The following is an 18561-nucleotide window of genomic DNA, read 5'->3' on the forward strand; positions in this document are numbered from 1 at the left end:
CCCGGCATCGCCGTCGGTGTCGCTAGTGATACGCCGTGCAGTTGTCCACCACGCGCCGCAAGGCGCGCGCATGGTTGTGCGGGTTCTTCGGCGTGCTCCAGATGCTGCTGATGCAGAACTCGCCGCAACGGCAGTCCTGGCTGTTGCGCGGGCAATACATCCGGCCCCAGGCATGGCTGCCGCCGGCCTCGACGCGCCAGCCCCGCTCTTCGGCGTGCCGCAGGGCGAGCTCGACGTTTTTCTTGGGATGAGAGGGACGGGCCATCCATGGTCTCCAGTCTGAGGGGGACTGGCCGGGTTGTCAATTGACAACTTATCCGAATCTTGGACATCGACACCGAGCGGCATCGATATCGGGCAAGCGGCCCGGCCACCTGCATGGTGGCTCACCCTCGCGGCGCATGGCGCATCGAACCGGCCAAATTAGGCCTAGTTCTAGATTTCCTGGCGAGGAGCATCCGTGCTCGTGCGCCAGTTCGAAAAATCAAAGATTTACGACAATTTCCTATGGGCCGATGAAGCGGCGCGGGTCAGGGGAACTCACTCCCACTCAATGGTCGCCGGCGGCTTGCCACTGATGTCATAGACAACGCGAGAAACACCGCGCAACTCATTGATAATACGATTGGAAACCTTACCGAGGAACTCATACGGCAAATGCGCCCAATGCGCCGTCATGAAGTCGATGGTCTCCACCGCGCGCAGGGCGATTACCCATTCGTAGGCCCGTGCATCCCCTACTACGCCGACGGATTTCACCGGCAGGAACACGGCGAAGGCCTGGCTGGTCCTGTCGTACAGGTCCCAGCGGCGCAGCTCCTCGATGAAGATGGCGTCGGCACGCGCCAGCAGCTCGGCGTACTCCGGCTTCACCTCGCCCAGGATGCGCACGCCCAGCCCGGGGCCCGGGAACGGATGGCGGTAGACCATCTCGCGCGGCAGGCCGAGTTCGATGCCGATGCGGCGCACCTCGTCCTTGAACAGCTCGCGCAGCGGCTCGACCAGCTTGAGCTTCATATGCTCCGGCAGGCCGCCGACGTTGTGGTGGCTCTTGATGACGTGGGCCTTGCCGGTCTTGCTGCCGGCCGACTCGATCACGTCCGGATAGATGGTGCCCTGGGCCAGCCACTTCACCTGGCCGCTGCCCGCGGCGGTGACCTTGGCCGATTCCTCGTCGAAGATCTCCACGAACAGGCGGCCGATGATCTTGCGCTTGGCCTCCGGATCCGCCACGCCTTCCAGCGCCTTGAAGTAGCGCCCGGCGGCGTCCACGCGGATCACCTTCACGCCCATGTGCTGGGCCATGGTGGCCATCACCTGGTCGCCTTCCTGCCAGCGCAGCAGGCCGGTATCGACGAACACGCAGGTGAGGCGGTCTCCGATCGCACGGTGCAGCAGCGCGGCGACCACGGAGGAATCCACGCCGCCGGACAGCCCCAGCAGCACGTGGTCGTCGCCGACCTGGGCGCGCACGCGCTCGATCTGGTCTTCGATGATGTGGGCGGCCGTCCACAGGGTGCGGCAGCCGCAGATCTCGGTGACGAAGCGCTTGAGCAGCGCGGTGCCCTGCTTGGTATGCGTCACTTCCGGATGGAACTGCACGCCGTACCAGCGCCTGGCTTCGTTCTCCATCACCGCGACCGGGATGCGGTCGGTGGTGCCGGTGACGACGAAGCCCGGCGGCGCCTTGGCGACGTGGTCGCCGTGGCTCATCCATACGTCCAGGCGGTGCGCGTCGGCGTGGTCGCTGAGTCCGGCGAACAACCGGCTCGATGCGTTGATGTCGACTTCGGCATGGCCGAACTCGCGCGCATCCGCTGCTTCGGTGGCGCCGCCGAGCTGGGCGGCCAGGGTCTGCATGCCGTAGCAGATGCCCAGGATGGGCAGGCCCGCCTCGAACACTTCCTGCGGCGCGGCGGGCGCGCCTTCCAGCGTGGTGGACTCGGGGCCGCCGGACAGGATGATGCCCTTGGCGCCGAACGCGGCGATCTCGGCCGGATCGTGGTCCCAGGCCCAGATCTCGCAGTACACGCCGATCTCGCGCACGCGGCGGGCGATCAGCTGGGTGTACTGCGCGCCGAAATCGAGGATGAGGATTTTGTCGCTGTGGATGTCGGTCATGAGGGCCGGGAATCGGGAATGGAGAATCGGCAATAGAAAAGGGCAAGGCGCCGTGGCGCGCCCTGCCCCGATTGGCTTTGGCGAGGGGGCACGGGGAATGCAGGAGATGCTTTCACTATTCCCTTCTCCCGATTCCCTATTCCCTCAAGAATTCAGCCGGTAGTTCGGCGCTTCCTTGGTGATCTGGATGTCGTGCGGGTGCGCTTCGGTGACGCCGGCCGAGGTCACCTTCACGAACTGCGCCTGGTGGCGCACGTCCTCGATGGTGGCCGCGCCCAGGTAGCCCATGGAGGCGCGCAGGCCGCCGATCAGCTGGTGGATGATGTTGCGCAGCGGGCCGCGGTAAGGCACGCGGCCTTCGATGCCTTCGGGCACCAGCTTGTCGGCGTCGGCTTCGTCCTGGAAGTAGCGGTCCTTGGAACCGAGCGCCATCGCGCCGAGCGAACCCATGCCGCGGTAGCTCTTGTACGAGCGGCCCTGGAACAGCTCCACCTCGCCGGGGGATTCCTCGGTACCGGCGAACATCGAACCGAGCATCACGCTGGACGCGCCGGCGGCCAGCGCCTTGGGGATGTCGCCGGAGTAGCGGATGCCGCCGTCGGCGATCAGCGGGATCTCGTCCTTCAGCGCGGTGGCGACCATGTCGATCGCGGTGATCTGCGGCACGCCCACGCCGGCCACCACGCGGGTGGTGCAGATGGAACCCGGGCCCACGCCGACCTTCACCGCATCGACACCGGCGTCCAGCAGCGCGCGCGCCGCTTCGCCGGTGACGATGTTGCCGGCGATCACCTGCACCTGCGGGTAGTGCTTCTTGACCCACGCGGCGCGCTCGATCACGCCCTGCGAATGGCCGTGCGCGGTGTCGACCACCAGCACGTCCACGCCGGCGTCCACCAGCGCGGCCACGCGCTGCTCGGTGTCGCCGCCCACGCCCACCGCCGCGCCGACCAGCAGGCGCTCGTGGCGGTCCTTGGCGGCGTGCGGGTTGTCGCGGGCTTTCTGGATGTCCTTGACGGTGATCAGGCCGCGCAGCTGGAAGTCGTCGTTGACCACCAGCACCTTCTCGATGCGGTTCTGGTGCAGCAGCTGCAGCACGTCGTCGTGGCTGGCGCCCTCGCGCACCGTGACCAGCTTCTCCTGGCGCGTCATGATGTTGCGCACCGGGTCGTCGTGCTTGCGCTCGAAGCGCAGGTCGCGGCTGGTGACGATGCCGACCAGCTTCTCGCCTTCCACCACCGGCACGCCGGAGATGTTGTGCGCGCGGGTGAGCTGCAGCACTTCGCGGATGGAGGTGTGCGGGGCGACGGTAATCGGGCTGCGGATGACGCCGGCTTCGAACTTCTTCACCAGGCGCACTTCGGCGGCCTGCTGCTCGGCGGTCATGTTCTTGTGGATGATGCCGATGCCGCCCTGCTGGGCCATGGTGATGGCGAGGCGGGCTTCGGTGACGGTGTCCATGGCGGCGGACACGATCGGGATATTCAGCCGGAGGTTGCGGGTGAGCCGCGTGGAGGTGTCGACGTCGCGTGGGAGGACGGCCGAGTGGGCCGGAACGAGGTACACGTCGTCGTAGGTGAGGGCCTCGGCGAGGATGCGCATGCGATTTTGTCCCGCTGCAAAGATGGAATTATACGCTCCCGCCCGTGGCGCCGCCAGAGCGCCACGGCTGTACGGAACGTCGCAGCCGCCGCCGTTCGTGGCCTCCCGGAAGCGGGCGTTTCCTCAATGCACCTTGTGCGTGGCACCGCGGGTTTCGGCTGCTTCCAGCGTGTTCTCCAGCAGCGTGGCGACCGTCATCGGGCCGACGCCGCCGGGCACCGGCGTGATCCAGCTGGCGCGCTCGGCGGCCGGTTCGAATTCCACGTCGCCGACCAGGCGGCCGTCGTCCAGGCGGTTGATGCCGACGTCGATCACCACCGCGCCCGGCTTGATCCATTCGCCCTTGATCAGGCCCGGGCGGCCCACCGCGACGATCACGATGTCGGCCTGGCGGATATGGCTTTCCAGGTCGCGGGTGAACTTGTGGCAGGCGGTGGTGGTGCAGCCGGCGATGAGCAGTTCCAGCAGCAGCGGACGGCCGACATGGTTGGACACGCCCACCACCACCGCATGCTGGCCGCGCACCGGCCGGTCGGTATGGCCCAGCAGGGTCAGCACGCCGCGCGGCGTGCACGGGCGCAGGCCGAAGCGGCGCAGCGCGAGGCGGCCGATATTGATGGCCTGGAAGCCGTCGACGTCCTTGGCCGGGTCGATGCGGTCGACCAGGGCGTCCTCGTCGATATGTTCCGGCAGCGGCGACTGCACCAGGATGCCGTGCACGGCAGGGTCGGCGTTGAGCTGGTCGATCAGCGCGAACAGTTCTTCCTGCGTGGTGCTGGAAGGCAGGTCGTAGCCGAAGGAGTTGAAGCCGACCTGCTTGCAGGCGGCGCGCTTGTTGCGCACGTAGACGGCGGACGCCGCATCGTCGCCGACCAGCACCACCGCCAGGCCCGGCTCGGCCAGGCCCTGCGCCTTGCGTTCGGCCACGCGGCGGCCGATGCGGTCGAGCAGCTCCTTGGCGATGCGTTTGCCGTCGATGATCCGTGCGCTCATGGTGTCTGCCCGCCTGCAAAGATGCCTATTATCCGGACTCGCTCCGACCCGCACAAACCGCCCATGTCTCAGGACCAAGCTCCCTGGCCTTCCTTTCCGCTGCCGCCCGGCACGCTGCGGGTGCGCCCGTGGCAGCCGGAAGACGCCGACGCGCTGTTCGCCGCGGCCAGCGAGTCGATCCAGAGCGTGGGACGCTGGCTGCCGTGGTGCCGCGCGGGCTATGCGCGCGAGGACAGCGTGGCGTGGATCGCGCACGCCCAGGGCTGCTGGCAGCTGGAGGAACTGTTCGCCTTCGCCATCGTCGACGAAGCCGACGGCAGCGTGGCCGGCGGCGTGGGGCTGAACCAGTTCAACCGGCAGCACCGCAGCGCGAACCTGGGCTACTGGGTGCGGCAGTCGCGCCAGGGCCAAGGCATCGCGCCGCGCGCGGTGCCGGCGGTGGCGCGTTTCGGTTTCGGGACGCTGGGCCTGGTGCGGGTGGAGATCGTCGCCGCGGTGGACAACGTGCCCAGCCGCCGTTGCGCGGAAAAAGCCGGCGCGCGGTTCGAAGGCATCGGACGGCAGCGGCTGGTCATCGACGACACTGCCGTGGATGCGGCGGTGTATGCCTTGATTCCGTCCGACCTGGCCTAGCGCTCAGGCCGAGGCGCAGAGTTCGGCGATGTCTTCGTAGCCGTGGAAGATCGCCTCATGCCCACAGCCGGGGCATGCCGGGTCGCGCCGCAGCCGCGTCTCGCGGAAACGCATGGCCAGCGCATCGACGTGGAGCAGGCGGCCGGACAAGGTCTCGCCCAAATCCAGGATCAGCTTCAGCGCCTCGGTCGCCTGCAGCAGGCCGATCAGGCCGGGCAGCACGCCGAGCACGCCGGCTTCGCTGCAGTTCGGCGCTTCCGCCGCCGAGGGCGGTTCCGGGAACAGGCAGCGGTAGCACGGCGCGTCGTCGCGGCGCGGATCGAACACGCTGACCTGGCCGGTGAAGCGCTCCACCGCGCCGTAGACCATCGGCAGGCCCAGGCGCCGCGTCGCGGCGGCGATCAAATAGCGCGCGGGAAAATTGTCGGCGCCGTCGATCACCAGATCGTGGCCGGCCAGCAGGCGCTCGACGTTGTCGGCGCGCAGGCGCTCCTCGCGGGTCTCGATGCGCACGCGCGGATTGAGCGCGTTCAAGGCCAGCCGCGCCGATTCGGTCTTGGCCATGCCCACGCGCGCATCGGCGTGGATCACCTGGCGATGCAGGTTGGAACGCTCCACCCGATCGTCGTCGATCAAGGTGAGCTGCCCTACGCCCGCCGCGGCGAGATAAAGCGCCGCCGGCGCGCCAAGGCCGCCGGCGCCGAGCAGCGCGATTCTTGCCGCGCCCAGCTTCGCCTGCCCCGCTTCGCCTACCTGCGGCAGGCGCAGCTGGCGCGAATAGCGTTCGGCCGCGTCGGCGTCGAGCGCGCCGGTGACGATGGGCAGGCCTTCGGCCTTCCAGCGGTTGAAGCCGCCGGCCACCGACGACACCTGCCGATAACCCATGCGCTGCAGCGCCTCGGCCGCCAGCAGCGAACGCTGGCCGCTGCCGCACAGCGCGAGAATGGGACGTTCGCGGTTCGCTTCGGCCTGCTCGATGCGCAGCTCCAGAAAACCGCGCGACAGGCCCAGCGCGCCGGCCGGCGTGCCGTCGGCGCGTTCGTGGTCTTCGCGGACGTCGATCAGGAGGGCGCCGCCGGCCTGCCGGGTTAGCGCTTCCGCCGGGGAGATCTCCGGCACCTGCTGGCGCAGCTGCGCGAGCCAGCTCTCGCGATTGAATGACTCGGTCATGCCGGGGAGTTTAGGACGATCCGGGGAGGGGCGCGTGTGATTGGGCAGCGATGCCCCGCCAGCTTGTCATTCCGGCGCAGGCCGGAATCCAGTGGCGACGGCGTCTGATACGAGCCTTACCGTCTGAATGCTCTTAATGCATTAATTCTTAAGCATCGTCGCCAGACCTGGCTCTTTCGTTACTGGATTCCGGCCTGCGCCGGAATGACGAGGGTGTGGGGTGACGCCAGGGACCAGGATGCGGGGTGACGCCAGGATCGAATCAGCGCTTGCGCTTCTTCATCTCGCGGATCATGCGCTGGCGCTTGCGCATCTGGCCTTCGGTGAGCACGTTCTTCTTGCCGGCGTAGGGATTCTCGCCGTCGCGGAACTCGATGCGCACCGGCGTGCCTTCCAGGCGGAAGCGCTTGCGGAAGAAGTTCTCGAGATAGCGGCGGTAGGCCGGCGCGATGTGCTTGGTGCGGCTGCCGTGGATCACGATGGTCGGCGGGTTGCTGCCGCCGGGATGGGCGAAGCGCAGCTTCGGCGCGTGGCCGCGCACCAGCGGCGGCTGGTAGCCCTCGTAGGCGCGCTCCAGCGTACGGGTCAGTTCCGACGAGCCGAGCTCGCGGTTGGCCGCGTCGTGCGCGCGCACGATCGCGCGCATCAGCTCGCGCAGGCCGGAGCCGTGCAGCGCGGAGATGAACACGTTCTTGGCCCAGTCCACGAACTGCAGGCGGCGCTCCAGCGCGCGTTCGCACTGCTCGCGCTGGTACTGGTCCATGCCGTCCCACTTGTTGACGGCGATGACCAGCGCCCTGCCCTCGTCCACGGCGTGGCCGATCAGGGTGAGATCCTGGTCGGCCAGGTTCTCGCGCGCGTCGACCATCACCACCACCACCTGGGCGGCGGCCATGGACTGCAGCGTCTTGATGACGCTGAACTTCTCCACCGCTTCTTCCACGCGCGCCTTGCGGCGCACGCCGGCGGTGTCGATCAGCACGTAGCGGCGGCCGTCGCGTTCCAGCGGCACGCGGATCGGGTCGCGCGTGGTGCCGGCGACGCTGGAGACGATCAGGCGCTCTTCGCCGAGCAGGCGGTTGATCAGGGTGGACTTGCCGGCGTTCGGGCGGCCGACGATGGCCACGCGGATGGCGCCTTCGTCTTCCGGCGCGAGTTCCTCGTGCGCGTCTTCCGGCAGCAGCGGCAGTACGTGGCGCACCAGCTCGTCGGTGCCGCGGTTGTGCGCGGCCGACAGCGGCAGCGTGGACCCCAGGCCGAACACGGCGAACTCGGCCAGCGCGTTCTGCAGGTCCAGGCCATCGGTCTTGTTGACCGCGGCGATGATCGGCTTGCCGCTGCGGCGCAGGTCGTCGAGGATCGCGCGGTCCTGCGGCAGCAGGCCGTCGCGCGCGTCGAGCACGAACACCAGCACCTGCGCTTCCTCGACGGCGAGGCGGACCTGCTGCGCGGTGAGCGCATCCAGGCCTTCCTCGACGCCGGAAAGGCCGCCGGTGTCCACCACCACGAAGGGGCGGTCGCCGATGCGGCAGACGCCGTAGTGGCGATCGCGGGTGACGCCCGGCATATCGGCCACCAGGGCGTCGCGGCTGCGCGTCATGGCATTGAAGAGGGTCGACTTACCGACGTTGGGGCGGCCGACCAGGGCGACGACGGGCAGCATTTACGGGTACAACCTCGCCGGCTCAGTGCCCGCCGAGGCGGTAGGCGCCGATATGGCCCTTCACGTCCTCGACGTACACGGTATCGCCCACCACCAGCGGCTGGGCGCGGATCGGCTTCTTGGACAGGCGCTCGCGCGCGGCCAGGGCGCCATCGCTGGTCTGCAGCCAGTGCACGTAGCCTTCGCTGTCGGCGACCACCACGTAGTTGTTCTGCACGCTCGGCGCGGTGAGCCAGCGGTACTTGAGCTTCTCGTTCTTCCACATGTCGGCGCCGCCGCTCTTGTCGAACGACCACACCTGGGAATCCTCGTTCACGCCGAACAGCGCGTTGCCGCCGATGTCGACCGAGGTGAAGGTGGAGAACGGGCGCGCCCACAGCGGGCGGCCGCTGGGGCCGTCCACCGCCACGAGGTTGCCGTGATAGGCGGCGCCGTACAGGGTGCTGCCGTCGAGCACGATGGCGCCGTCGGCGTCGTTCAGGCGGTCGATCTCGGTGCGGCCTTCGCCGCTGGCCATGTTCTGCTCCCACAGCTTCTCGCCGTTGTCCAGGCGCAGGGCGACCAGCTTGCCGTTGTCGCTACCGAAGAAGATCACGCCGTTGGCCGCCAGCAGCGGGCCGTTGCCGCGCAGGCTGAGCAGCGGGACGTTGCCCTGGTCGTAGGCCCAGCGGCGCTCGCCGGTGCCGCTGTCCAGGCCGTACAGGCGGCCGTCGCCGGCACGCACCACCACCAGGTTGCCGACCACGGCCGGCGCGGCCAGCACTTCGGAGCTGACGCTGGCTTCCCAGCGCGGCGAACCGTCCTTGGCATTGATGCCGTAGACGTGGCCGTCCAGCGTGCCGATCGCCAGCAGGTCGCCGGACACGGCCGGGCCGCCGGCATAGAACGCATCCTTGCGCTTCTTGTCGCCCCAGCCGAACCAGCCCTTGGTGCTGGAGCTCTTGGACCACAGCGTCTTGCCGCTGGTGGCGTCCAGCGCCTCGATCTTGCCGTCGGTGCTGGCCACGTAGAGCACGCCGTCGGCGAAGGCCGGGCGCAGGCGCAGGCCGGATTCACCGGCGCCCTTGCCGACGCTGCTGGTCCACAGGCGGGTGACCTGCGCGGTCGGCTTGAAGTCCTTGTCGAGCGGCGTGGGCGGCTGGACGTTTTCCTTCTTGAAGGAATGGCAGCCGGCCAGGGTCGCCATCGACACCAGACCGACCAGCAAAGCTCGTTTCATCACACCAGCTTTCATGCACCCTGCTTCCCGGCCACGGCCAGATTGTCGAGTTTCAACTGCAAGGCGCCGCTCTGCGGCGCACCCACGCCCAGCACGGCCTTGGCGGCCTCGTAGGCCTTGCGCGCGTCATCCGGGCGACCAAGCTTGACCAGGGCGTCGCCGCGTAGTTCCTGGCTCAGGCCTTCGTAGTTTTTCGCGCCCATGCGGTCGAGCGTGGCCACCGCGTCGGCGGCCTTGTCCTGCGCCAGCTGCAGCTGCGCGATGCGCAGCTGCATCAGGGCCTTCAGATTCGGATCGGCGGCATGGCTCTCGGCCCAGTTGAGCGAGACCAGCGCCTTGTCCAGCTGCTTGGCATTGGCCTGGCGCACCGCGCGGTCGCCGGCGGCGAACACCGCGTACGGCGAATCGGCGTAATCCTTGAAGAGCTGTTCGGTGAGCGTCTCGGCCTGGTCGTTCTTGCCGCCGGCGATGGCGCTCTGCACCTGCTGGTAGAGCTGCGACGCCTCGCTCTCGCGGCCGGCCTTGTGGTTGCTCCACTGCTGCCAGCCGAAGATGCCGACCAGGCCGATCGCGACGCCGACCACGATCGAAAGACCGTTCTGGCGCAACCACTTCTGTACGCGTTCGCCCTGCTCGTAGTCGTCGTAGACTTCAAATGCCATGCAATCACCCTTGAAGGGAACGGATGCCGCCGGAGGGCGCGGCGACCTTCCTGGCGCGATAAGAAAAACTGGAACGGACCCGGCCCGACGCTGCCGTCGAGCGGGCAAAGGGCAAGCATAACCGATCGCGCTACTGAGCGTGGCCCGCGGCACGCATCGCAAGTCAGCCCGCAGGCGGTGTCGCGCCAGCCGGCGCGACCCGCGCAAGCACGCTCAGACGCCGGCCGGAGTGGCCTTGCCGTCGCGCACGTCCACCTTGAAATGCGCCACGTTGGCGCGGCGGTAGCTGTCGAGCGCGACCGGCTGGCCGTCGATCGAGACCTGGGCGCCGGTGGCATTGCCGATGCGCACCGTCAGCGGCTTGTCGCTGTGGTAGGTCTTGCTGCTGCCGGCCGGCAGCAGGCCGTATTCCAGGCGGGAACCGTCCTGCGCGACCACTTCCACCCAGCTGGCGTTGGGCAGCTGCAGCGACAAGCTGTGCGCGCCGTCGCCCACCGGTTCGGCCTGGGCCGCCGGCTTGGGCTGCGCGGTGTCGGCGCTGCCCAGGTTCGGGAACGGCGCCATCGAGGCGAGCAGCGGCTGTTCCTGCTGCGCGTCGACCGGCGGCTGCTCGGCGGGCTTGGGCGCGGCGGCCGGCGCACGGGCCGCCAGCGTGCCGGCATTCGCCGCGCTGGTGGCTACCGCGGGCAGGTCCGCCTGGGCGACCGGCTTCGAATCCAGCGGCGCCAGGTGGCTGACGTCGCGGTCGAGCGTGCCGCGCACGCCCAGCCAGATGGTCGGCACCACGATCGCCGCGGTCAGCACCACGTAGGTGGCCGCGCGTGCATAGCGTTCGAGCAGATAGCGCGAATGCGAGATGCCGCCGGTGGCCACCAGGGTCGGCTGCACCGGGGTCAGGCGGGTGAGTTCGGCTTGCAGCGCCGACTCTTCCACGCCGACGTGGCGGCCGTACTTGGTGAGATAGCCGGCGAGATAGACCTGGTAGTCGATGCCGGCGTAATCGCCGCTCTCGAGCTGGCGCAGGACGCGCACCGGCAGGCGCAAGACCTGGCCGCAGCTTTCCACGTCCAGGCCGCGGGCCTCGCGTGCGGCGCGCAGTCGCGCGCCGAAATTATCCGTTACGGCGTTGTCCATCATGGCGGTCGCCCCCTGCGCGCTCGCGTCGAACAGACCTTTTTCACCGGCCTCCGGACCGGTTGGCTGTGACTGCATGGATGTCATTGGCTTGCGGTCGAGTCGATGGCGCGGGCCTGCTCCGAATCCGGGAACTGGCTCTGCAATCGCCTGCTGTAATTGCGGGCAGCGTCCTTGTTGCCCAGTCGGAGTTCGATGTCGTGGCCCAGCTTGAGTCCGGTCGGCGAGACCTGGCCCAGGCTGTCGTAGCGCTGCAGGAAGGCCCGCGCGCGGAAAGCATCGTTGCGCTGGAACAGCAGCGAGGCAACCTGCAGCAGCGCGTCCGCGTTCTGCGGATCGAGCGCGATCGCCTTGCGGTAGTCGTCTTCGGCGCCGGCGACGTCGCCGGTGCTTTCCAGGCAGCGGCCGGCATTGGTCCAGGCCGTGGCCGGCGTCTGGTAGAACGGATCGGCAACCGCCTTCTGGAAATACTGCGCCGCCTCCGCGCCGCGGCCGGTCTTGCACAGGAAGGCGCCGAGATTGTTGTTGGGATCGCCCTTGTCGGGCGCCAGCGCGGCGGCGCGGCGGTAGTGCTTTTCCGCCTCGGCCTGGTTGCCGATGCGCTCGTACAGCACCGCCATCACGGTGTGCGCCGGCACGTAGTTCGGATCGAAGGTCAGCGCCTTGTTGAGCTTGGTCAGCGCGCCCTGCAGGTCGCCGTTCTGCATGTACGACTGGGCCAGCTCGGTATGCACGCGGGCGCCTTCCAGCGCGTTGTCGCTCTTGGCGACGCGCGGGTTCGGGCCCGGATCCACGCCGGTGGTCTGGCAAGCGGTGAGCGATGCAGCCAGGCAGGCGGCCAGCAGGATCCGGTCAAGCCGCATGGCTGGCGCCCTCGTCGAGTCGTTTACGGAATTCGGCCTGGCGGCGCGTGCGGTCCAGCACCTGTCCCTTCAGCTGGCCGCATGCCGCATCGATGTCGTCGCCGCGGGTGCGGCGCAGCATGGTGAGGATGTTGGCGTTGAGCAGTTGGGTCTGGAAGGCGCGGATCGTGTCGGCGTCGGAGCGCTCGAAGCGCGTGCCGGGGAAAGGATTGAAGGGAATCAGGTTGACCTTGCAGTTGGGCATCTTGCGCATCAGCTTGATCAGCTGGCGCGCGTGCTCGGGCTGGTCGTTGACGCCCTTCATCAGCGTGTATTCGAAAGTGATCGAGGTGCGCGCCCGGCGCTCCAGCCAACGGCGGCAGGCGCCCATCAGCTCCTCGATCGGATAGCGCTTGTTGAGCGGCACCAGCTCGGTGCGCAGCTCGTCGTTGGCGGCGTGCAGCGACACCGCGAGCGACACGTCGATGGCCTCGGACAGCTTGTCGATCATCGGCACCAGGCCGGCGGTCGACAGCGTGACGCGCTTGGAGGCCAGGCCGAAGCCCAGGTCGTCGCGCATCAGGCTCATCGCCTTGACCACGTTGTCGAAGTTCAGCAGCGGCTCGCCCATGCCCATCATCACCACGTTGGTGATGCGGCGGTTCTGGTGCGTGACGTTGCCCAGGTACTTAGCGGCGACCCACATCTGCCCGATGATCTCGGACGTGGCCAGGTTGCGGTTGAAGCCCTGCGTGGCGGTGGAGCAGAACTGGCAGTTCAGGCCGCAGCCGACCTGCGAGGACACGCACAGCGTGCCGCGGGTGGGCTCGGGGATGTACACCGCCTCCACCGCGTTGCCGCCGTCCATGCCCAGCAGCCACTTGTGCGTGCCGTCGGCGGCGCCCTTGTCGAACATGGTCTTGGGCGGGCCGATGTAGCAGGCCGCCTCGAGCTTGGTGCGCAGCGCCTTGCCGACGTCCGTCATGTTTTCGAAGTTGTCTTCCAGGCGGTGGTAGATCCACTTCATCACCTGCTCGGCGCGATACGGCTTCTCGCCGAGCTGGGCGAAGAAATCGCGCAGCCCCTGGCGATCGAAATCGAGCAGGTTGACCTTGTCGGTGGATGGAGTGGAAACGGCCTGGTTCATCGTCTTCAAAAAGCGCGGCCGCGTTGGCCGCATGGCGGACGGCGCCCGTTGCACGGGCGCCGCGGTGAATTACCTGGAATGCACTTCGGTCGCGGCGAAGAAATACGCAATCTCGACCTGTGCGGTTTCAGACGCATCCGAACCATGCACCGCATTCGCGTCGATCGAATCGGCGAAATCGGCGCGGATGGTGCCCGGCGCGGCTTCCTTCGGATTGGTGGCGCCCATCAGCTCGCGGTGCTTGAGCACGGCGTTGTCGCCTTCCAGCACCTGGATCATCACCGGGCCGGAGATCATGAATTCGACCAGCGCCTTGAAGAACGGGCGCTCCTTGTGCACGGCGTAGAAGCCTTCGGCTTCCTGGCGCGACAGCTGCTTCTGCTTGGCGGCGACGACCTTGAGGCCAGCCTTCTCGAAACGGGCGTAGATTTCGCCGATGACGTTCTTGGCGACGGCGTCGGGCTTGATGATGGAAAGGGTGCGCTCCAGCGCCATGAGTAGTCTGCTCCGGAAAAACTGGTATCTGAGTGGGCGGTCTGGCCAGGCTAGCCAGCAAAGTAGGCCAAATCCGATGACGTTTAGAGGATTTAGCTCACGAAAGTCTGACAGATTCTAACTGATTCGCAAGCCGGGCGCCGGGCGTTGTAAACGATCGTTTGACGGCGGGGATTCCTCCCCCGTATGCTCAAACGATCGTTTGATTCCTGCCGTAGCCACCCGGGGGACCGCCCGCTTGCAAGCCGTGCCGCATTCGACCAAGGAACGCATCCTGACCGCCGCCGAGGAGCTGTTCGCCCGGCACGGTTTCGACGGCGCCTCGCTGCGCCAGCTCACCGCCGCCGCGGGCGTCAACCTGGCCGCCGTGAACTACCACTTCGGCAGCAAGGACCGCCTGATCGAAGAGGTCTTCCGCCGCCGCCTGGACCAGCTCAACGGCCACCGCATGACCGCCCTGTCGCGCATCGCCGGCCTGCCGGAAACCAGCCTCGAGGACGTGCTGGCCGCCTTCATCAAGCCGGCGCTGGAGCTGTCCCACGAAGGCAGCGGCTCGCTGTTCATGCGCGTGCTGGCGCGCGCCTTCGCCGAGCACGACGACACCCTGCGCAAGTTCCTGTCGGAGAACTACGGCCACGTCATGCGCCAGTTCACCGCCGAGTTCGGCCGCCTGCTGCCCCAGCTGAGCCGGGAAGAACTGTACTGGCGGGTCGACCTGGTCACCGGCGCGCTGACCCATGCCATGTCCGGCTTCGGCATGATCCAGCGCAAAAGCGATGTCACCGAGCGGGTGCATCGTGAACAGACGGCGGAGCACCTGATCCGCTTCGCCGCCGCCGGCCTCAACGCCCCCTGATTTCCTTACGGAGGCCGGCAACGGTCTCCTTCGCGTTTCAACACCCCTCAAGTGTCCGTCCCACGGAGAAGCCAATGACCGCTCCAGTCGCATCCCATCCGCTGCGCATCCGCAAGGCCGCGGTGCTCGGCGCCGGCGTCATGGGCGCGCAGATCGCCGCGCACCTGACCAACGCCAATGTCGAGACCGTGCTGTTCGACCTGCCCGCCAAGGAAGGTCCCAAGAGCGGCATCGCCCTCAAGGCGATCGAGAACCTGAAGAAGCTCTCCCCCGCTCCGCTGGCCGACGGCAGCCGCGCCGCCGCGATCATCCCCGCCAACTACGACGACGACCTCGAACACCTCAAGGACGTCGACCTGGTGATCGAGGCGATCGCCGAACGGATGGACTGGAAGCTGGATCTCTACAAGAAGATCGCGCCCTACGTCGCGCCGCACGCCGTGCTGGCCAGCAACACCTCGGGCCTGTCGATCAACGGCCTGGCCGAAGCGCTGCCGGAAGACATGCGCCACCGCTTCACCGGCGTGCATTTCTTCAACCCGCCGCGCTACATGCACCTGGTCGAGCTGATCCCGACCCGCCTCACCGACGCCAACGTGCTGCAGGGCCTGGAAGCCTTCCTCACCACCGTGGTCGGCAAGGGCGTGGTCTACGCCAAGGACACGCCGAACTTCATCGGCAACCGCATCGGCGTGTTCTCCATGCTGGCCACCATGCACCACACCGAGCAGTTCAAGCTCGGCTTCGACGTGGTCGACGCGCTCACCGGCCCGGCCGTGGGCCGTCCCAAGAGCGCCACCTACCGCACCGCCGACGTGGTGGGCCTGGACACCATGGCGCACGTGATCAAGACCATGGCCGACACGCTGGCCGACGACCCGTGGCACGAGTACTTCAAGGCGCCCGCCTGGCTGCAGGGCCTGATCGACCAGGGCGCGCTGGGCCAGAAGACCGGCGCCGGCTTCTACCGCAAGGCCGGCAAGGACATCGTGGTGCTGGACGTGGCCAAGCGCGACTACCGCGCCTCGGAGCAGAAGGCTTCCGACGAAGTGGCCGCCATCCTCGCCATCAAGGACCCGGCGGAGAAGTTCGCCAAGCTGCGCGCCAGCGCCGACCCGCAGGCGCAGTTCCTGTGGGCCACCTTCCGCGACCTGTTCCACTACACCGCCTATCACCTGGCCGACATCGCCGACACCGCGCGCGACGTCGACTTCGCCATCCGCTGGGGCTACGGCTGGAAGCTCGGCCCGTTCGAGACCTGGCAGGCCGCCGGCTGGCAGCAGGTGGCCCAGTGGATCGAGGAAGACATCGCCGCCGGCAAGGCCATGAGCAAGGCCCCGCTGCCGAAGTGGGTGACCGACGGCCGCAGCGGCGTGCACGGCAAGAGCGGTTCGTACTCGGCCGGCGCCAACGCCGACAAGCCGCGCTCGCAGCATCCGGTGTACCGGCGCCAGCTGTTCCCGGATCCGATCCTGGGCGAGAAGTTCGACCAGGGCAGCACAGTGTGGGAGAACGACGGCGTGCGCCTGTGGACGCTGGGCGACGACGGCGTGGGCATCATCTCGTTCAAGACCAAGATGAACACGGTCAACGACCAGGTGCTCGACGGCATCCAGCAGGCGATCGACGTCGCCGAGCAGCAGCTGAAGGCCGTGGTGATCTGGCAGACCGGCGAACCGTTCTCCGCCGGCGCGGACCTGAAGGGCGCGCTGGGCCTGCTACAGGCCGGCAAGCTGGGCGACTTCGAGGCGATGGTGGCCAACTTCCAGCGCACCAGCATGCGCATCAAGCACTCGCTGGTGCCGGTGGTGTCGGCCGTGCGCGGCCTGGCCCTGGGCGGCGGCTGCGAATTCCAGATGCATTCGGCGCGCACCGTGGCGGCGCTGGAAAGCTATATCGGCCTGGTCGAGGCGGGCGTGGGCCTGCTGCCGGCCGGCGGCGGCCTGCACGAGCTGGCGATCCGCGCGGCGCAGGCCAATCCGGCCGATCCGTTCGAGGCGCTGAAGAAGGTGTTCGAGACGGTGGCCATGGCCAAGGTCTCCGGCAGCGCGCTGGAGGCCAAGCAGCTGGGCCTGCTGCGCGACAGCGACGTGGTGGTGTTCAACGCCTACGAGCTGCTCTACGTTGCCAAGCAGGTGGCGCGCGCGCTGGCCGAGAGCGGCTACCGCCCGCCGCTGCCGGCGCGCAGCATCCCGGTCGCCGGCGACGTCGGCACGGCCACTTTCCGCGCCTCGCTGGCCAACATGCTGGCCGGCTATTTCGCCTCCGAGCACGACGTCGAGATCGCCACGCGCATCGCCGACACCTTGTGCGGCGGCGTCATCGAGCGCGGTTCGCTGGTGGACGAGGAATGGCTGCTGGCGCTGGAGCGCAAGCACTTCGTGGAACTGGCGCAGACGGAAAAGACCCAGGCGCGCATCGCTCACACGATGAGCACCGGCAAGCCGCTGCGTAATTGAGAATCGGGAATAGAGAATGGGGAATAGGTAAAGCGCCGTTCCCCGAACCTCGCTATCTATCAATAGTCAGTTAGGCCGGATTCGCGACGGGCTGGGACTCGATTCCCTATTCCCTATTCCCGATTCCCGGCTTTCGGAGAAAGCCAATGAGCAAGCAAGTGCAAGACGCCTACATCGTCGCCGCCACCCGCACCCCGGTCGGCAAGGCGCCGCGCGGCGTATTCCGCAACACCCGTCCCGACGACATGCTGGCCCACGTGATCCGCGCCGTGATGGCGCAGGCGCCGGGCATCGACGCGCACCGCATCGGCGACGTGATCGTCGGCTGCGCCATGCCTGAAGCCGAGCAAGGCATGAACGTGGCCCGCATCGGCCTGCTGCTGGCCGGCCTGCCGGACACCGTGCCGGGCGTCACCGTCAACCGTTTCTGCTCGTCCGGCGTGCAGGCCATCGCGCAGGCCGCCGACCGCATCCGCCTGGGCGAGGCGGACCTGATGATTGCCGCCGGCACCGAGAGCATGAGCATGGTGCCGATGATGGGCCACAAGGTGGCGATGAATCCCGGCATCTTCGATAACGAGCACATCGGCATCGCCTACGGCATGGGCATCACCGCCGAGAACGTGGCCAAGCAGTGGAAGATCAGCCGCGAGGAACAGGACAGCTTCGCCGCCGCCAGCCACGAGCGCGCGCTGGCCGCGATCAAGGCCGGCGAGTTCAAGGACGAGATCACCCCGTTCAAGCTCGACGACCATTACCCGGATCTCGCCACGCGTTCGATCAAGACGGACAGCCGTCTGATCGACACCGACGAAGGCCCGCGCCCGGGCAGCACGGTCGAGGTGCTGGGCAAGCTCAAGCCGGTGTTCCGCAACGGCCAGTTCGGCGGCTCGGTCACCGCCGGCAATTCCTCGCAGACCTCCGACGGCGCCGGCGCGGTGCTGCTGGCCAGCGAAGCGGCCATCAAGGAATACGGCCTCACCCCGATCGCCCGCTTCGTCAGCTACTCGGTGGCCGGCGTGCGTCCGGAGATCATGGGCATCGGCCCGAAGGAAGCGATTCCCAAGGCGCTCAAGCAGGCCGGCCTGACCCAGGACCAGCTGGACTGGATCGAACTCAACGAAGCCTTCGCCGCGCAGTCGCTGGCGGTGATCAAGGACCTGGGCCTGGATCCGTCGAAGATCAACCCGCTCGGCGGCGCCATCGCGCTCGGCCACCCGCTCGGCGCCACCGGCGCCATCCGCGCCGCCACCCTGGTGCACGGCATGCGCCGGCGCAAGCAGAAGTACGGCATGGTGACGATGTGCATCGGCACCGGCATGGGCGCGGCGGGGATTTTCGAGTCGCTGTGAGCTTGAGCCCCTCTCCCGTCGGGAGAGGGGCTGGGGTGAGGGTGCGGGCGAAGCGCAAGAGTGATGTGTATCGCTCCGGCCGAACCCTCATCCGGCTGCCGCCACCTTCTCTCCCACGGGGACTACCTTCGGGTCGCCGGAGGGAGAAGGGTTCGCCCCTGGGAAGTAGAGAGAAGAAGCGCCGCCTAGTGCGGCGCTTTTTCATGGCAACGA

General features: G+C 67.9%; 16 protein-coding genes. 4 read left to right on the forward strand and 12 right to left on the reverse strand.

Translation table 11 applies throughout. The features are described from left to right. Positions 1 to 22: 22 nt before the first annotated feature. The 4 genes from FHW84_RS19495 to folD all read right to left on the reverse strand — a co-directional run bounded on the left by FHW84_RS19495 (position 23) and on the right by folD (position 4716). Positions 23 to 265, reverse strand: a complete 243-nt coding sequence (locus tag FHW84_RS19495; protein WP_167257654.1) for a hypothetical protein — start codon at positions 263 to 265, stop codon at positions 23 to 25. A gap of 275 nt (positions 266 to 540) precedes the next feature. After that, positions 541 to 2121 (reverse strand): glutamine-hydrolyzing GMP synthase, encoded by a 1581-nt coding sequence (gene guaA / locus FHW84_RS19500; protein WP_167257655.1) that lies wholly within the window; start codon positions 2119 to 2121, stop codon positions 541 to 543. A gap of 144 nt (positions 2122 to 2265) precedes the next feature. Then, entirely contained in the window at positions 2266 to 3723 is a 1458-nt protein-coding gene (gene guaB, locus FHW84_RS19505) for an IMP dehydrogenase (protein WP_167257656.1), read from the reverse strand. Positions 3724 to 3846: 123 nt separating this feature from the next. After that, positions 3847 to 4716: a bifunctional methylenetetrahydrofolate dehydrogenase/methenyltetrahydrofolate cyclohydrolase FolD gene (folD, locus tag FHW84_RS19510; protein WP_167257657.1), complete on the reverse strand. Its 870-nt coding sequence runs from the start codon at positions 4714 to 4716 to the stop codon at positions 3847 to 3849. Positions 4717 to 4779: 63 nt separating this feature from the next. Between folD and FHW84_RS19515 the strand changes: the two genes are divergently transcribed. Continuing rightward, positions 4780 to 5349 carry a GNAT family protein gene (locus tag FHW84_RS19515; protein WP_167257658.1) on the forward strand — a complete coding sequence of 190 codons (570 nt, stop codon included), beginning with the start codon at positions 4780 to 4782 and terminating at the stop codon, positions 5347 to 5349. A 3-nt stretch (positions 5350 to 5352) separates the two neighbouring features. On the opposite strand, the gene moeB is transcribed toward FHW84_RS19515, so the two are convergent. The 8 genes from moeB to ndk form a co-directional block, all read right to left on the reverse strand. Further along, positions 5353 to 6519 (reverse strand): molybdopterin-synthase adenylyltransferase MoeB, encoded by a 1167-nt coding sequence (gene moeB / locus FHW84_RS19520; RefSeq protein WP_167257659.1) that lies wholly within the window; start codon positions 6517 to 6519, stop codon positions 5353 to 5355. Positions 6520 to 6781: 262 nt separating this feature from the next. Continuing rightward, positions 6782 to 8182, reverse strand: coding sequence for a ribosome biogenesis GTPase Der (gene der, locus FHW84_RS19525; RefSeq protein WP_167257660.1), 1401 nt, complete (start codon positions 8180 to 8182; stop codon positions 6782 to 6784). Between the two features lie 22 nt (positions 8183 to 8204). Beyond that, positions 8205 to 9401 carry an outer membrane protein assembly factor BamB gene (bamB, locus tag FHW84_RS19530; RefSeq protein WP_243868209.1) on the reverse strand — a complete coding sequence of 399 codons (1197 nt, stop codon included), beginning with the start codon at positions 9399 to 9401 and terminating at the stop codon, positions 8205 to 8207. Between the two features lie 11 nt (positions 9402 to 9412). Further along, positions 9413 to 10063, reverse strand: coding sequence for a tetratricopeptide repeat protein (locus tag FHW84_RS19535; protein WP_167257661.1), 651 nt, complete (start codon positions 10061 to 10063; stop codon positions 9413 to 9415). A 213-nt stretch (positions 10064 to 10276) separates the two neighbouring features. Beyond that, the gene (locus tag FHW84_RS19540; RefSeq protein ID WP_243868210.1) at positions 10277 to 11275 is read right to left on the reverse strand and encodes a helix-turn-helix domain-containing protein; all 999 of its coding nucleotides are present in this window, start codon (positions 11273 to 11275) and stop codon (positions 10277 to 10279) included. A gap of 5 nt (positions 11276 to 11280) precedes the next feature. Beyond that, positions 11281 to 12060, reverse strand: coding sequence for a type IV pilus biogenesis/stability protein PilW (gene pilW / locus FHW84_RS19545; protein ID WP_167257663.1), 780 nt, complete (start codon positions 12058 to 12060; stop codon positions 11281 to 11283). Next, positions 12050 to 13186, reverse strand: coding sequence for a 23S rRNA (adenine(2503)-C(2))-methyltransferase RlmN (rlmN, locus tag FHW84_RS19550; protein ID WP_167257664.1), 1137 nt, complete (start codon positions 13184 to 13186; stop codon positions 12050 to 12052). The genes pilW and rlmN overlap by 11 nt, the downstream gene beginning before the upstream one ends. Before the next feature lie 69 nt (positions 13187 to 13255). Beyond that, positions 13256 to 13681 (reverse strand): nucleoside-diphosphate kinase, encoded by a 426-nt coding sequence (gene ndk, locus FHW84_RS19555; RefSeq protein WP_167257665.1) that lies wholly within the window; start codon positions 13679 to 13681, stop codon positions 13256 to 13258. Positions 13682 to 13919: 238 nt separating this feature from the next. On the opposite strand from ndk, the gene FHW84_RS19560 reads away from it, so the two are divergent. From FHW84_RS19560 to FHW84_RS19570, 3 genes are all read left to right on the forward strand, one after another. After that, positions 13920 to 14537: a TetR/AcrR family transcriptional regulator gene (locus FHW84_RS19560; RefSeq protein WP_167257666.1), complete on the forward strand. Its 618-nt coding sequence runs from the start codon at positions 13920 to 13922 to the stop codon at positions 14535 to 14537. A gap of 74 nt (positions 14538 to 14611) precedes the next feature. Next, the gene (locus tag FHW84_RS19565; RefSeq protein ID WP_167257667.1) at positions 14612 to 16996 is read left to right on the forward strand and encodes a 3-hydroxyacyl-CoA dehydrogenase/enoyl-CoA hydratase family protein; all 2385 of its coding nucleotides are present in this window, start codon (positions 14612 to 14614) and stop codon (positions 16994 to 16996) included. 146 nt (positions 16997 to 17142) lie between these two features. Further along, on the forward strand, positions 17143 to 18348 hold the full coding sequence (locus tag FHW84_RS19570; RefSeq protein WP_167257668.1) for an acetyl-CoA C-acyltransferase: 1206 nt from the start codon (positions 17143 to 17145) through the stop codon (positions 18346 to 18348). Positions 18349 to 18561: the final 213 nt, after the last annotated feature.

The sequence above is a fragment of the Dyella sp. SG562 genome (genome assembly GCF_011759495.1).
Classification (GTDB): domain Bacteria; phylum Pseudomonadota; class Gammaproteobacteria; order Xanthomonadales; family Rhodanobacteraceae; genus Dyella_D; species Dyella_D marensis.